This is a genomic window from Sphingobium ummariense RL-3, from assembly GCF_000447205.1.
In the GTDB taxonomy this organism is placed as follows: domain Bacteria; phylum Pseudomonadota; class Alphaproteobacteria; order Sphingomonadales; family Sphingomonadaceae; genus Sphingobium; species Sphingobium ummariense.
Map to the genome: position 1 here is coordinate 155,972 of NZ_AUWY01000120.1, position 13,882 is coordinate 169,853.

The following is a 13,882-nucleotide window of genomic DNA, read 5'->3' on the forward strand; positions in this document are numbered from 1 at the left end:
CGCAGTCGCGTGGCGCCGGGGGGAAGAGACTTACATGCTGAAGACCGGACTATCGCTCGTCGCGCTGATCGCCGCCGCGCCCGCGCTGGCGCAGGAGGACGACATCGTCGTCACCGCGTCGGGCATCGCGCAGCCGCGCGACGAGGTGGGGCAGGCGATCACCGTCATCGACGCCCAGACCATCGAAACGCGGCAGGCCGTGGATGTCGTCGACCTGCTGGCCACCACGCCGGGCGTGCGGTTCAACCGCAACGGATCGGTCGGCGGCGCGACCGGGGTGTCGCTGCGCGGCGCGGAGACGACGCAGACGCTGGTGTTGATCGACGGGGTCAAGGTGAATGATCCGAGCGGCATCGGCGACGGCTATGATTTCGGCCACCTGCTGACCGGCAATATCCGCCGGATCGAGGTGCTGCGCGGTTCCAACTCCGTGGTTTACGGCAGCCAGGCTATCGGGGGCGTGGTGAACGTGATGACCGGCACGCCGGCGGAAGGGTTCGAGGCGAATGCCTCGGCCGACTACGGCTATAGCGACACGCTGAACGCGAAAGCCGATGTGTCGGGCAGCAGCGGGATCGCTTCCGGCGGAGTCGGCGTCGCCTATTTCGACACGGACGGCATATCGTCGGCCGCGCGGTCGTTCGGCGCGACCGAGAAGGACGGCTATGAGAATGTCGCGGCGAACGCCAAGCTGAAGCTCGCCTTCACCGACACGCTCAGTCTCGACCTGCGCGGCTATTATATTCATGCCGATCTTGACTATGACAGCTTCTTCGGCGCGCCGGCCGACAGCGCGGACGTCAGCAAGCTCGACCAATATGTCGGCTATGCCGGGATCAATCTTGCCCTGCTCGACGGCAAGCTGACCAATCGGGCGGCGGTGACTTGGCTGCGGAACGACCGCGACTATTATTTCGTGCGCGGGACCGACCCGGATTACGGCTATTCCGGCACCAACCTGCGCTTCGAATATGAGGGGGTCTATACGCCCGTCGAGCAGGCGAAGCTGATTTTCGGCTATGAGCATGAGCGGCCGGATTATGACTTTTTCGGCTTCGGCGACACGGGCAGTGCGAGGGCGAACATCGACAGCGTCTATGGCCTTGCCATCGTCAAGCCGGTCGAGGGCCTGTCGCTGACCGGCGGCCTGCGTCATGACGACCACAGCCAGTTCGGGGGCGCCACGACCTTCGGCGCGAACGCCAACTACACGCCCAACCGTGGTGCGACCAACCTGCGCCTGAGCTATGGCGAGGGCTTCAAGGCGCCGTCGCTCTACCAGCTCTACGACAGTTTCAGCGGCAACAGCGCGCTGCGACCGGAGCGGTCGAAGAGCTATGACATCGGGATCGACCAGAGCCTGGACGATGGGCGGGCGGTGCTGTCCGTGACGGCGTTCCGGCGCGACACGCGCAACCAGATCAATTTCGACAATGCCACGTTCGTCTATGGCAATCTCGACCGCACCCGCGCCAAGGGGGTGGAGGCGACCGTGACGCTGAAGCCCGTGGAGGCGCTGACGGTCACCGGTTCCTACAGCTATGTCGACGCGCGCGACCGGTCCGACCTGTCGCCCGATCGCGGCAATCGGCTGGCGCGGCGGGCGGCCAATGCGGTGAGCGTGTCGGCCGACTATGCCTGGTCCTTCGGCCTGTCGACCGGCGCAACGCTGACCATGGTGGGGGACAGCTTCGACGATGCGGCAAACCTGCGGCGGCTGGACGGCTATGCGCTGGCCGGAGTCAGGGCGTCGTTGCCGCTGGGCGAGCATCTGGAGCTGTACGGCCGGATCGACAATCTGTTCGATGCGAATTACGCCACCGCCTATGGCTATGGCACCTATGGGCGATCGGCCTATGGCGGCGTGCGTGTGCGCTTCTGACGGGCCGGACCGGTCAGCGGTTCGCCTGCGCGACGATGCTGCGCGCGGCCTGCACATAGGCGGGGCCGCCGCAGACCGTCCACGCCTGCGGCAGCCGGATACGCGGGATGCCGGCGAGTACGGGGTGGTGCAGCATCTCGGTGCCCTGGTCGACCACCGCCTCGCTGCCGCTTTCGACCATCAGCCAGTCAGGGCGCGCAGCGATCATTTCCTCCAGCGAAACCTGCGCCAGCGCCGGCTTGCCGAGCTTGCCGGCGAGGTTGGTGAGGCCGGCCCGGCGCATCAGATCGTCGACCAGCGTGCCCGTGCCGGTCATATAGCCGCGCCGCTGGTAATAGGCGGCGACCCCGCCGCGCCGGGTGCGGGGCAGGGCGGCGAGATCGCGATCCATCCGCGCGACCAGCGCCTCGCCGCGCGCGGGATGGCCGACCGCGCGGGCGACGTCGCGGATCTGGCCGCGGATCATGGCATAGCTGTCGGCGCTCGCGACGCCCTGCGTGCGCCAGCGGCCCGGCGGGGCACCGACGACCGCGTTTTCCCCCGCTGGAAAGCCGACCAACAGGTCGGGGCGGATATCCAGCACCTCCTCGGCCGGGCGGCGCAGCGATCGGAAGGCGCGGGCCTTGTCCGCCGCCGCCGAAAGCTCGGGATCATGGGCATAGGCGCTGAGCGCGGCGATCTGCCCCGGATCGGCGAGCGCCAGCACCAGCTGATCCGCGCAGACGTTGAGCGATACGATCCGCCGTGGCGGCGCGGGCGCTGCGGCGGTGAGGGCCAGGGCGGCGAGGGCGGCGATCGGGCGGCGCATGGTGCCGGCCTTAGCCTGCATGGGAAGAGAACGGAAGGCGAAGGGACAGCGTGACCGTTCGCCATCCCCTGCTGCTCCCCATGCTCGTCGCGCTACTGCTTCTGGGTGCGGTCGGCTCGCTCGCACTCGGCGTCGTTCCCTTGTCGCCGGCCCGCATCCTCGCGGTGCTGACCGGCCATGGCGACGAGACCGCGCGGGCCATCCTGCTGGACCTGCGCCTGCCAAGGATGGTGCTGGGGATCGCCGTGGGCGGGATGCTGGGCCTCGCAGGGGCTTCGCTTCAGGGCTATCTGCGCAATCCGCTCGCGGAGCCCTCGGTGCTGGGCGCCTCCAACGCGGCCGCGCTGGGGGCGGTCGCGGCGCTTTATTTCGGCCTGTCGCAGCTTCATCCGGTGGTCCTGCCGCTGCTCGCCATCCTGGCCGCGCTGGTCGCGCTGGGGGTGCTGTTCCTGCTCGCCGGTCCGGCGGAAAGCCCGCTGACTCTGATCCTGGCGGGCATCGCCGTCGCGACCCTGGCGGGTGCGGGGATCAGCCTGGCGCTCAACCTGTCCCCCAATCCCTTCGCGGCGATGGAGATCATGACCTGGCTGATGGGCAGTCTGGAAAACCGCAGCATGGCGCATGTCCTTGTCGCGATGCCCTGCGTGGCGGCGGGAGCGGCCCTGCTGCTTGCCGACGGGCGCACGCTCGACGCGCTTACCCTGGGAGAGGATGGTGCGCAGGCGCTGGGGATCGACCTGGGGGGCGCGCGGTTGCGGTTGATGCTGGGCGTCGCCATCGGCGTCGGCGGCGCGGTGGCGGTGTCGGGGGCGATCGGCTTTGTCGGGCTGATCGTGCCGCATCTGGTGCGGCCGCTGACCGACCGCTCTCCCTCGGCGATCCTGCTGCCCTCGCTGCTGGGCGGCGCGGCGCTGCTGACCTTCGCCGACATCGCCGTGCGGCTGATCCCGACGAGCAGCGAGTTGAAGCTGGGCGTGCTGACTGCGATCCTGGGCGTGCCGGTCTTCCTGGTTCACCTGATGCGGGAACGGCGGCTATGGTAACGATCGCGACCGAAGGGCTGGAGGTGCGGCTGGGCCGCCATGCCGCAGTGCGGGGCGTCGACGTGACGCTGGAGCCCGGCCGGCTGGTGGGCATCATCGGCCCCAATGGAGCGGGCAAGTCCAGTCTGATCCGCGCCATGCTGGGCCTGATCCGCGCCGATGCCGGGCGCGTGCTGATCGACGGGAAAGAAGGAATGGACCGGCGCGAGATCGCCCGACGTATCGCCTATCTGCCGCAGGGCCAGACGCTGCACTGGCCGCTGGCGGTCGAGCGGCTGGTGGCGCTGGGTCGCTTGCCGCATCTGGGGCCGCTGTCCCGCCTGCGTGGCGAGGATGAGGCGGCCATCGAAGCGGCCATGGTGCGCGCCGACGTGCTGTCGCTTAAGGACCGGGTCGCGACCGAGCTGTCGGGTGGCGAGCGGGCGCGCGTGCTTCTCGCAAGGGCGCTGGCCGTCGGCGCGCCGGCACTGATTGCGGATGAGCCGCTCGCCGCGCTCGATCCGGGGCATCAGATCGACGTGATGGCGTTGCTGCAGGCGGAGGCGCAGGCGGGATCGCTGGTCGTCACCGTGCTGCACGACCTTGCCATGGCAGCGCGCTGGTGCGACCGGCTGCTGCTGATGGAGGAAGGGCGCCTGGTCGTCGACGGGGCGCCGCGGGATGTCCTCACAGCCGACAATCTCGCGCGGGTCTATGGCATCGCCGCGCGGATCGATCTTGAAGGCGACTGGCCGCTGGTGTTGCCGGTCGGTCGACTGGAGAACTAGGCGGGGGCTATTCGCCGAAGCTGCGCGGGGCGGGGGAGACGACGTTGAACGTGCCCGCGCCTACCTCGCTCACCTCCAGCGCGCGCTCCGCTATGCCGTTGCGGCCGAAGCGGAAGGCGCCGTCGATGCCCGCGAAGCCGCCGGGATCGCGCAGCCGTGCCGCTGGGAAGACCGTGCCCGGTTTCCAGTCGCGCGCGATCCGCACGGTCAGCAACACCGCGTCATAGCCGAGAGCCGACAGACGGAAGGGCGCGCCGCCGAAGCGTGCGCGATATTTGGTGGCGAGCTGGCGATAGAGCCCGTCCGACACGCTGGCGAACCAGGCGCCGCGCAGCACGGGGCTGGCGGCGAGCGACGCGTCGGTATTCCACAGCTCGGTACCCAGCAGGCGCGCGGTCGCGCCGCCATTCTTGCGTACCACCGGCGCGATCTGCATCGCCACCCGGCCGCTGTCGGCGATCAGCAGCGCGTCATAGCTGGAAGAGGCCTGCAGTTTCTTGACCGCGGCATTGATCGAGGCGGGCGTCCGGTCGAAGGTCTGGAGCGACACCACCGTGCCGCCCGCCTGCTCGACCGCGCGCAGCAGCGAGGTGTCCGACCGTTCGCCATAGACGCCCTTGGGCACCAGCGCGGCGAAGTTGGACAGCCCCTTGCCGCGCGCGAACTCCACCACCCGCTCGATCGACTGGTTGGGATTATATCCCATGACATAGACGCCGCTGCCGGCGATGCTGACATCGTTGGAGAAGCTGAGCACCGGTACGTTGGCGCGCGCGGCGATCGGCCCGACGATGCGTGCGTCCTCCGCCAACAACGGTCCGAGGATCAGCTTGTTGCCGTCTGCCACTGCGCGGCTGGCGGCAGCAGCGGCGCCCTGTGCGGTGTCATAGGTGGTGATGCGGACCTTGTCGGCCTTGGTATCGAGCAGCGCGAGGGTCGTCGCGTTGGCGATCGACTGGCCCACGCCGGCATTGGAGCCGCTCATGGGCACCAGCAGCGCAACGCGATGCCGTTCGGTGTCGGTGGGCAGGCCCTGGCTGACGTCGGGGCCGCTCGGCTGGGTGGGGGCCGTGGGCTGGGTCGGCGCCGGCCCCTTGGGCACGATCGACTGGCAGGCGGCGACCAGCAGGGCCGTCGCGGCGAAGAGGATTCGCCCGGCGCGTTTCATCGAAGCGAACAAGTCCGCTTGCCGGGGGGCATCCGTCTCTGTCATCTGGCATCCTTATGGAAACTGCTGCTTCTGGGCTTGAACCCGGGCTTTACATCGTTGCGGGGCCGATCGGCAACCTCGGAGACCTTACGCCCCGCGCGGCCGAAGTCCTGCGCCTTGCCGATGTGGTCGCCGTGGAAGATACACGGGTGAGCGCACGGCTGCTGCGCCACGCCGGGTCCGACCGGCCGATGATCCCCTATCACGATCACAGCGCAGAAGGCGTCCGCGCGCGATTGGTCGAGCGGATGGCGGCCGAATCGGTGGCGCTGCTGTCGGATGCGGGCACGCCGCTGATCTCCGACCCCGGCTACAAGCTGGTGCGCGACGCGCGGGCGGCCGGGCGCAAGGTGACGACGCTGCCCGGTCCCAGCGCGGCGATCGCGGCGCTGACGCTTTCCGGGCTTCCGACCGATCGCTTCCTGTTCATGGGCTTCCTGCCCGCCAAGGCCAAGGCGCGCGGCGATGCGCTGGACGAGGTGGCGGCGCTGCGCGCCACGCTGGTCTTCTACGAAAGCGGGCCGCGCCTGTCGGAAAGCCTGGCGGCAATGGCGGAGCATCTGGGCGACCGGGAGGCGACGGTGAGCCGTGAGATCAGCAAGGCGTTCGAGGAGACCGCGACGGGCATGCTGACAACGCTTTCCGCCCGCTATGCCGACGCGCCGCCCAAGGGCGAGATCGTCGTCATCGTCGGTCCGCCCGGAGAAGCGCCGCCCGCGAGTGCCGAGGATGCCGACGCGGCGCTGCGCGAGGCGCTGGAGCGCCTGCCCGTATCCAAGGCGGCGGGCGAGGTGGCGAAGAAGCTGGGGCTCGATCGCCGGGCGCTCTATGCCCGTGCGATGGAGATCAAGGGTGAATAAGCAGGCCGCCGAGAAGCGCGGGCGGCAGGCGGAGCGAATCGCCGGCTGGTGGCTGCGCCTCAAGGGCTGGCAGATCGTCGGGCGGCGGATGCGCACGCCGGCGGGCGAGGTCGACCTGGTCGCGAGGCGTGGATCGATGCTCGCTTTCGTCGAGGTGAAGGCCCGTGCGAGCGGCGCGGAGCTGGCGCTGGCGATCGACGAGCGGCGGCTGGCCCGGGTCGCGGCAGCGGCGGAAATCCTGTGGCACGACCTCGCAAAGCCGGGCGACGACATGCGAATCGACGTCATCCTCCTTGCGCCGGGCCGCGCGCCACGCCATCTGGCGAACGTCTGGCATGGGGGGTGAGCCACCTCCAACCGTTCGGGCTGAGCTTGTCGAAGCCCAGTCCTTTTCTTGAAGAGAAGTGCGGCCCTTCGACAGGCTCAGGGCGAACGGAAGAAGGAAAGCGTAGCGCATGACTGAACTCAACCCCCTGACCGTCGCCGTCCAGATGGACCCCATGGAGGGCATCAAGATCGGCGGCGATTCGACGTTCCACATCATGCTGGCGGCGCAGGCGCGGGGGCATCGGCTCTATCACTATCTCGCGCCCGACCTGACCTATCGCGAAGGGCGGGTGCTGGCGAAGGCGCGGCCGGTCAAGGTGCAGAAGGTTGAGGGGGACCATTTCGCCTTCGGCGACTGGGAGATGCTCGATCTCGGCCGCGACGTCGATGTGGTGCTGATGCGGCAGGACCCGCCCTTCGACCTCAGCTACATCACCGCGACCCATCTGCTGGAGCGGGTGCAGGCCGAAACGCTGGTGGTGAACGACCCGGCAAGCGTCCGCAACGCGCCGGAAAAGCTATTCGTGCTCGATTATGCGCGCTTCATGCCGCCGACGATGATCACCCGCGACCTCGACGAGGTGAAGAGCTTCCTCGCCCAGCATGGCGAGATCGTGGTGAAGCCGCTCTACGGCAATGCCGGCAATGCGGTCTTCCACGTCGGGCAGTCGGGCGCGAACCTGTCCGCGCTGGTGGAACTCTTCAAGGCGTCATGGGTCGAGCCCTTCATGGTCCAGGCCTTCATCCCCGGTGTCGCGCAGGGCGACAAGCGCATCGTGCTGGTCGATGGAGAGGTGGCGGGCGCGGTCAACCGCATCCCGGGACAGGGCGAGATCCGCTCCAACCTGGCGGTCGGCGGATCGGCCGCCAAGACCGAGCTGACGGAGCGAGAGCTGGAGATCTGCGAGGCGCTGGGGCCGGAACTGAGGCGCCGCGGGTTGCTGTTCGTGGGCATCGACGTGATCGGCGGCGAATGGCTGACGGAGATCAATGTGACGTCGCCCACCGGCATCGTGTCGATCGACGCCTTCAACGGCACTGACACCGGCGGCATGATCTGGGACGCGATCGACGCCCGGCTGGCCGCGCGCGCCGCGGCCTAGCATCCATGTGCATGTTGCGTCATCCCAGCGAAAGCTGGGATCCCCCTGCCATCCACTGGAAGAAGAGGGATTCCAGCTTACGCTGGAATGACGGCGCAAAGTTGGGCCCGACGCGATGACCGACTGGGTGCTCCGCCTGATCGACGCGGGGGGATATTGGGGCATCTTCCTGCTGATGGTGCTGGAGAATGTCTTTCCGCCCATCCCGTCGGAGCTGATCATGGGGATCGGCGGCATCCGCGTGGGACAGGGGCGGATGGACATGGTCTGGCTGCAGGTGGCGGGCACGCTCGGCACCGTGGTCGGCAACTATTTCTGGTATCTCGTCGGCCACATATTGGGTTTCCGGCGTCTGAAGCCGCTGGTCGACCGCTACGGCCGCTGGGCCACGCTGGAATGGCACGACGTCATGGTGCTGGACCGGCTGTTCGGCAAATATGGCGAAGCGGTCGTCTTCGTCTTCCGCTTCATGCCCGCATTCCGCACGATGATCTCCCTGCCGGCCGGGCTTTTCCGCATGGGCCATGTCCGCTTCCTGCTGTGGACCGGTGGCGGCGCGTTGGTGTGGAACCTGATCCTGGCCTATGCCGGCTATGTGCTGGGGCAGAATTTCCGCGACATCGACAAATATGTCGGACCGGTCGCGACCGCCTGCGTCGTCGGGGCGGCAGTTCTCTATCTCTGGCGACTTTTCACCTGGAGGCCCCGGAAGAACGAGGCGTCGGAGGAAGACATCATCTGAGGCCACATCGCGTGGGCATGCGGGCAACCGGGATTGTCCTTTCTCGCCCCGCCGCTAGGTTGGCGCTCGACCGACAGAGACCGGAGCGCCCCTGCATGATCGCCGTCCTTCCCGCATTCCTCCTCCTCGCCGCCGCCAATGGCGCTCCCGCTCCGGCGCCGGCTGCCCCCGCGGCAGCCGTCACCGCCGCCGACCTGGACTATCGGAAGGACGGGACAGGTTACCTGCTGGTGCTGCATCGCGGCCAGCCTGTGGTCGCCAGCCTCAATGCCATCATCGAGAAGGAGCGCATTCCCGGCGCTCTCATTTCCGGCATCGGGGCGGTGGAGAAGGCGGAGGTCGCCTATTACGACCTCAACGCCAAGCGCTACCGCACCACCGTATTCGAGCCGTCGATGGAGGTGCTGTCGCTGAGCGGCAATCTGGGCACGCTCGACGGCAAGCCGATCGTGCACCCGCATGTCGTCCTGGGCGGGCCGGACTTCAACGCCCATGGCGGTCATCTGCGCGAGGCGACGGTCTCGCTGATCCTGGAGATTTTCATCATCCCCACCGCAGAGCCGATCACGCGTGAGCTGAGCAAGGATTTCCCCGAACTGCGCACGATGAAGCCGCTGCGGCCGGGCAGCTGAGCGACTTCCCCGAGGGCTGCGGTCAGTCCTGCGCGACCGGCAGCCAGACGGCGCTGGCGGCGTCGCCGCCCCGGTGGATCGTCTCGGTCGCCTTCACATAATCCGCTGCCTTGGCCTCCATGATGGAGGGCACCCAGCTTTGCGGATTGCGGTCGTAGAGCGGGAACAGGCTCGACTGCACCTGGACCATGATCTTGTGGCCCGGCAGGAACACATGGTCGACATTGGGCAGCGACCACTGGAAGGCATAGGTCTTGCCGGGCTCCAGCGGCGCGGGGCTGGAGAAGCCGTGGACGTAGCGGCCGCGGAAGATTTCTATGCCGATGCCGAGCTGGTAGCCCGCCATGGTGGGATTGGCCGAATCCTCCTGCGGATAGACGTCGATCAGCTTGACCACGAAGTCGCTGTCGCGGCCGGTGGTCGCCGCTCGCAGGTCGACCTTGGGCGCGCCCTTGATGTGCACCGGCTTGTCGAGCACGCCGGTCGTGTAGCTCAGCACGTCGGGACGGCCGTCGACGAAGCGCTGGTCGTGCACCAGCCAGGTGCGCCATTCCTCACCCTGCATGTGGATCGGCCGAGGCAGCATCGGCACGGGCTTCGCGGGGTCCGAAACATAGCTGTCGCTGCCCGCCTCCGGCTTCGTCCAGGACAGGCCGAAATTGGCGCCCAGATAGAGCGGGGTATAGTTGCCCGCCGGCCATTGCTGCGAAACCTCCCAGCGGTCCTCGCCGGTCGCATAGGTCAGCACCGGCGGCGTGGCGCATTGGGGCGGATTGGTCTTGAGGTGACAGTCGAGAAACGGCTTCATGTAGCGCGTGCGGAACTGGAGGCCGGTGTCGCCCTCCCAGGTCAGTGGTCCCAGCGCGCGCGCTTCGTAATTGACCTGGGAATGGCGCCACGGGCCGATGACCAGGCTGACCATGTCATTGGCCGTGTCCTGCTTTTCCAACGCCTGGTAGACCGCCGGGGCACCGTAGCTGTCCTCCTGGTCCCACTGGCCGACGACCAGCATGGTAGGGACGGTCAGCTTGCGCTCGGCCAGCAGCTTGTCGACCGCCTGGCCCTGCCACCAGGCGTCATAGCTGGGATGCTCCAGCAGCTTGCGCACCACGGGAAGGTCGAACAGCCCGTAGGTCCGGGCATAGTCCGCGGCCGATCCGGCCTCCAGATAGGCGGTATATTCGTCGCCGGTGCCCTTGGGCACCGAGCCGCCCCCCTTCTTCGCCGTCTGGCCGAGATCATAGTCGAAGCCGAAGGTGCGGAAGGCGCCGTTGTGGAACCAGTCGTCGCCCATCCAGCCGTCAACCATGGGGCTTTGCGGCACGGCCGCCTTGAGTGCCGGATGCGGATCGACCAGCGCCATCAGCGAGGTGAAGCCGAGATAGGAGGAGCCGGTGATGCCGACCTTCCCGTTGCTCTCCTTCACATTCTTCACCAGCCAGTCGATCGTGTCATAGGCGTCGGTGGCGTGATCGACCTTGGTCGGGTTCAGCGGGCCGCGCAGGGGGCGGTTCATGACATAGTCGCCCTCCGACCCGTCGAGCCCCCGGACGTCCTGATAGACGCGGATATAGCCGTCATTGACGAACTCCGCGTCCATCACGGGCAGGATTTCCTCGATCCGCTGGCTGCGATTGCGGCTGGTTGCCTTGTCGGCATTGTAGGGGGTGCGACTGAGCAGGACCGGCGCGTCCTTGGTGCCCTTGCGGAAGACGATGACGGTGAAGAGCTTCTTGCCGTCGCGCATCGGGATCATCACCGTGCGGCGGACGAAATCGGCCTGGGGACGGACCCAGTCATATTCCTTCACCTGCTCGTTCATCATCGTATCGGTAGGCCCGGATCCGGCGTTCTGGGCGGCGAGATGCGGGGCGGAGAGAGCAAGCGGTGCGAGGGCGAGCGCAGTCGCGACGGTCCGAAGAGTTTTTGTCATGCCGCATCGGTGGCGTCTGCGCACCGGGTGGTCAAGCATGATGTCGGGGAAGGGGGACCACGCAGTGGTGATCGCCCCTCTCGATAGGGGGACACCCCTCCGTCAGACGCGCCGCGCCTGCCACCTCCCCTTCCAGGGGAGGATGAAAACTGACTATCCGTTCCCCACGCAAAGCGACCATTGCTGCCGTGATCCGCAGGCACGCGATAGGGTATAAAAATAGCCCGGAGGCCGAAACCTCCGGGCTAAGGAAGAGGTCACTCCTTGCGGAGTGCCTTCGGGTCGCAGGAGTGCTCTAGGGGAATTGTTGCGGCTCTGCCTGTGATCAAGATCACATATTTCAGCAGAATCATGCTCCCCTAGCTGTTTCTTCCGCCACAGGCTGGCTATGCGGAAGGAGAGGGGCGATCATGTCCGTCGGGGAGCCGGGGATTTTGGACAGCGAGGAACAGATCGAAGCGATTGCGACGGTCTTCCGGTGTGACCGGACGTCCGCGCAATCGCTTCGCCGCGTCCTCATTCCCCAGCGTGTAAGCGCCAAACAGATATTGGCGCATCAGGGGGAGCCCTCGCATCATTGCTGGATCGTCATTGACGGCTGTGTGGTGGTGCAGACCTTCGGCGTTGACGGCCAGCGCCAGCAACTGGCGCGCCATGGCCCGGGCGAATTCTTCGGCGCCTATCCCGCGCCCACAGAGCATCGGGCCGAGATCGAGGCTCTGGTCGACAGCCAGTTCCTGCGCGCCGAGGCGCAGACGCTCGCCGCGCTGGTGGCGACCGATGCCCAGATCGGCGCCGGCATGGCGGGACTGCTGGCGCGCCAGCTCGACCGGGCGCTGGACCGGATGGCGACTCGCTCCACCTACAGCGCGGCGGGGCGGGTCTATTCGGAACTGCTCGCGCTGGCGGACGGGCGCGATCATATCATGCCAGCGCCGCGAATCACGACCCTGGCCCTCAGCGCGAACACGACGCGGGAAACGGCGTCGCGCGCGGTGGCGGTGCTGATCCGGCGGGGAATTGTCGAACGAGAGGACGGCAGGCTGGTCATCCACGCGCCGCGCATGCTGCGTGACATGATCGTGTAGAGGATCAGTCCGCCCCGCCCGTCGGATAATAATGGCCCACAGGATATTCGCCATAGGCGGTCATGACGTCGCCCGCCATTTCGAAGCGGAACTGCGGCGCACGGATTTCCATCGCTGCCGCTTCGGGCCAGGGCGCGCAGACGCTGCCGGCCGGTGCGGCGCGGGCGAGCAGCACAGCCATACCGTCGTCCGCATCGATCCGGTCGGCAGGAGCGGAGGTGCGATATTCCAGCGCCAGCCCGCTGGCGGGCGCTGCCTGAAGGAAGCGGTCGGCGAGGAGCATCGCCGTCCCAAGGTCGTCGAGGGCTATCAGGAAAACGCCGCTTGCCGACTGCTGCACTGGCGGAGTGGAGTCGGTAACGGCAGGAAATGGTGCAACCGATGCGAGTATGGCCCGACTGACTGCGGTCGGGAGCGGTCGCCCGGTCCGCGGAGCCGACTGGTCCAGGGTTACGGTGTGAACCGGCATGCCCCGGTCCCGCCAGCGGCTTTCCGACGGGCTGGGAGCATCGGACCCGCGGCCCACATGCAGGGCCATGGCCTGCGTCTCCAGGGCCTTGGCGCGGCGCAGGGCCAGGCCCATGGCGATCTCCGCCCCTTTGGCCACTGCGGCATCCGACAGGTCGGTCTCGCTATGTGGGGCCTCGACGCTCGCGGCCAGTTCCACCAGGCGGTTGAAGCGTTGCATCCATTGACCGCCGAACGCTCCGACCGAAAGCGAACGGAAAACGTCGGGAGTTGTCGGCAGGACGACGTGCAGTTCCACCCCACGTTCGACCGCCAGTTCCGCGATCAGGATGTCCGCGCCGGCCGCAAGGGCGCCGAAGACCGCCCCCGGCCGGATCGCGTCCAGCGCATCGCCGATCTGTCGCCGCGCCTGCGCCTCGTCCTCCGGCAGGCCGATGATGCCACTGAAATACAGGCTGGGGGGCGGGCGCAGATGGTCGAAAAGGGTCGGCGGCAGCCCGGTCCGCGTCAGGATCTGGCGGAGCTGACGCAGCGTCGCCGCATGATCCTCCCATGCCTCGGGCGCCACGGCCATCGCCCGCTCCAGCGCGGCGCGGCTCGCTGCCTCGTCACCCAGCAGCAGATGCGCCTCGGCGGCGGTGGCGGCGAGCCAGTAGCGCGTTTCGGCTTCATGATCGCCGCTGTCGAGCAGCGTCAACACCCGGCGCGCCAGCAGACGGGCTTGGTCGGGCCGATCGTTCAGAAAGGCGAGGGTCGCCGCGTTGATGAGCGGATAGGTGGCACGCCGCCCTCTCGCAGCCTCGAGATAGGCGCCTTCCGCTTCCTCCAGCAGTATACTGCGTTCGGCGGGCGCGCCGCTTAGCGCGCGATCCTTCAGCAGCCTGCCCTTGAGGCTCAGCGCTTCGGGATCGTCGGACAGCAGTAGCCCCGACCCGCTGAACATGCGCCAGGCCCGGTTGGTATCCCCGGCACGCGCGATCCCGCGAATCTGCGCCAAGCCCGAAACGATCATGCCGCCA

The 13,882-nt window shown here is 67.7% G+C and carries 13 protein-coding genes; 9 read left to right on the plus strand and 4 right to left on the minus strand.

Annotated elements, in window-relative coordinates; translation table 11 throughout:
• Positions 1–34: 34 nt before the first annotated feature.
• Complete coding sequence (locus tag M529_RS43495; RefSeq protein WP_021319507.1) at positions 35–1,882, plus strand: TonB-dependent receptor plug domain-containing protein; 1,848 nt, start codon at positions 35–37, stop codon at positions 1,880–1,882.
• A 13-nt stretch (positions 1,883–1,895) separates the two neighbouring features.
• On the opposite strand, the gene M529_RS43500 is transcribed toward M529_RS43495, so the two are convergent.
• A complete protein-coding gene (locus M529_RS43500) occupies positions 1,896–2,690 on the minus strand; it encodes an ABC transporter substrate-binding protein (RefSeq protein WP_021319508.1) in 795 nt (264 codons plus the stop codon).
• An 80-nt stretch (positions 2,691–2,770) separates the two neighbouring features.
• Here M529_RS43500 and M529_RS43505 point away from each other — a divergent pair, with 80 nt between their 5' ends.
• Together M529_RS43505 and M529_RS43510 are read left to right on the plus strand one after the other, a co-directional pair.
• The gene (locus M529_RS43505) at positions 2,771–3,733 is read left to right on the plus strand and encodes a FecCD family ABC transporter permease (protein WP_031295450.1); all 963 of its coding nucleotides are present in this window, start codon (positions 2,771–2,773) and stop codon (positions 3,731–3,733) included.
• Entirely contained in the window at positions 3,727–4,500 is a 774-nt protein-coding gene (locus tag M529_RS43510) for an ABC transporter ATP-binding protein (protein ID WP_021319510.1), read from the plus strand. The genes M529_RS43505 and M529_RS43510 overlap by 7 nt, the downstream gene beginning before the upstream one ends.
• A gap of 7 nt (positions 4,501–4,507) precedes the next feature.
• Here M529_RS43510 and M529_RS43515 read toward each other — a convergent pair whose 3' ends face one another.
• Positions 4,508–5,713, minus strand: a complete 1,206-nt coding sequence (locus M529_RS43515) for a penicillin-binding protein activator (protein WP_021319511.1) — start codon at positions 5,711–5,713, stop codon at positions 4,508–4,510.
• Between the two features lie 11 nt (positions 5,714–5,724).
• Here M529_RS43515 and rsmI point away from each other — a divergent pair, with 11 nt between their 5' ends.
• From rsmI to M529_RS43540, 5 genes are all read left to right on the plus strand, one after another.
• The gene (rsmI, locus tag M529_RS43520) at positions 5,725–6,570 is read left to right on the plus strand and encodes a 16S rRNA (cytidine(1402)-2'-O)-methyltransferase (RefSeq protein ID WP_021319512.1); all 846 of its coding nucleotides are present in this window, start codon (positions 5,725–5,727) and stop codon (positions 6,568–6,570) included.
• Positions 6,563–6,916: a YraN family protein gene (locus tag M529_RS43525; protein ID WP_021319513.1), complete on the plus strand. Its 354-nt coding sequence runs from the start codon at positions 6,563–6,565 to the stop codon at positions 6,914–6,916. Before rsmI ends, M529_RS43525 begins: the two co-directional genes overlap by 8 nt.
• Positions 6,917–7,025: 109 nt before the next feature.
• On the plus strand, positions 7,026–8,000 hold the full coding sequence (gshB, locus tag M529_RS43530; RefSeq protein WP_021319514.1) for a glutathione synthase: 975 nt from the start codon (positions 7,026–7,028) through the stop codon (positions 7,998–8,000).
• A gap of 115 nt (positions 8,001–8,115) precedes the next feature.
• Positions 8,116–8,742, plus strand: coding sequence for a DedA family protein (locus M529_RS43535; protein ID WP_021319515.1), 627 nt, complete (start codon positions 8,116–8,118; stop codon positions 8,740–8,742).
• 95 nt (positions 8,743–8,837) lie between these two features.
• A complete protein-coding gene (locus M529_RS43540; protein WP_021319516.1) occupies positions 8,838–9,374 on the plus strand; it encodes a PPC domain-containing DNA-binding protein in 537 nt (178 codons plus the stop codon).
• Between the two features lie 22 nt (positions 9,375–9,396).
• On the opposite strand, the gene M529_RS43545 is transcribed toward M529_RS43540, so the two are convergent.
• Positions 9,397–11,307: a CocE/NonD family hydrolase gene (locus tag M529_RS43545; RefSeq protein ID WP_031295453.1), complete on the minus strand. Its 1,911-nt coding sequence runs from the start codon at positions 11,305–11,307 to the stop codon at positions 9,397–9,399.
• Positions 11,308–11,717: 410 nt separating this feature from the next.
• Here M529_RS43545 and M529_RS43550 point away from each other — a divergent pair, with 410 nt between their 5' ends.
• Complete coding sequence (locus M529_RS43550; protein ID WP_021319518.1) at positions 11,718–12,395, plus strand: Crp/Fnr family transcriptional regulator; 678 nt, start codon at positions 11,718–11,720, stop codon at positions 12,393–12,395.
• A 4-nt stretch (positions 12,396–12,399) separates the two neighbouring features.
• On the opposite strand, the gene M529_RS43555 is transcribed toward M529_RS43550, so the two are convergent.
• Positions 12,400–13,875, minus strand: a complete 1,476-nt coding sequence (locus M529_RS43555; RefSeq protein ID WP_021319519.1) for a TRAFs-binding domain-containing protein — start codon at positions 13,873–13,875, stop codon at positions 12,400–12,402.
• Positions 13,876–13,882: the final 7 nt, after the last annotated feature.

What these genes read in the sequence shown, in the direction of transcription:
- M529_RS43495 (WP_021319507.1), top strand. Translation starts at nt 35, where the DNA reads ATGCTGAAGACCGGACTATCGCTCGTCGCGCTGATCGCCGCCGCGCCC.
- M529_RS43500 (WP_021319508.1), bottom strand. Translation starts at nt 2,690, where the DNA reads ATGCGCCGCCCGATCGCCGCCCTCGCCGCCCTGGCCCTCACCGCCGCA.
- M529_RS43505 (WP_031295450.1), top strand. Translation starts at nt 2,771, where the DNA reads ATGCTCGTCGCGCTACTGCTTCTGGGTGCGGTCGGCTCGCTCGCACTC.
- M529_RS43510 (WP_021319510.1), top strand. Translation starts at nt 3,727, where the DNA reads ATGGTAACGATCGCGACCGAAGGGCTGGAGGTGCGGCTGGGCCGCCAT.
- M529_RS43515 (WP_021319511.1), bottom strand. Translation starts at nt 5,713, where the DNA reads ATGACAGAGACGGATGCCCCCCGGCAAGCGGACTTGTTCGCTTCGATG.
- rsmI (WP_021319512.1), top strand. Translation starts at nt 5,725, where the DNA reads ATGGAAACTGCTGCTTCTGGGCTTGAACCCGGGCTTTACATCGTTGCG.
- gshB (WP_021319514.1), top strand. Translation starts at nt 7,026, where the DNA reads ATGACTGAACTCAACCCCCTGACCGTCGCCGTCCAGATGGACCCCATG.
- M529_RS43535 (WP_021319515.1), top strand. Translation starts at nt 8,116, where the DNA reads ATGACCGACTGGGTGCTCCGCCTGATCGACGCGGGGGGATATTGGGGC.
- M529_RS43540 (WP_021319516.1), top strand. Translation starts at nt 8,838, where the DNA reads ATGATCGCCGTCCTTCCCGCATTCCTCCTCCTCGCCGCCGCCAATGGC.
- M529_RS43545 (WP_031295453.1), bottom strand. Translation starts at nt 11,307, where the DNA reads ATGACAAAAACTCTTCGGACCGTCGCGACTGCGCTCGCCCTCGCACCG.
- M529_RS43550 (WP_021319518.1), top strand. Translation starts at nt 11,718, where the DNA reads ATGTCCGTCGGGGAGCCGGGGATTTTGGACAGCGAGGAACAGATCGAA.
- M529_RS43555 (WP_021319519.1), bottom strand. Translation starts at nt 13,875, where the DNA reads ATGATCGTTTCGGGCTTGGCGCAGATTCGCGGGATCGCGCGTGCCGGG.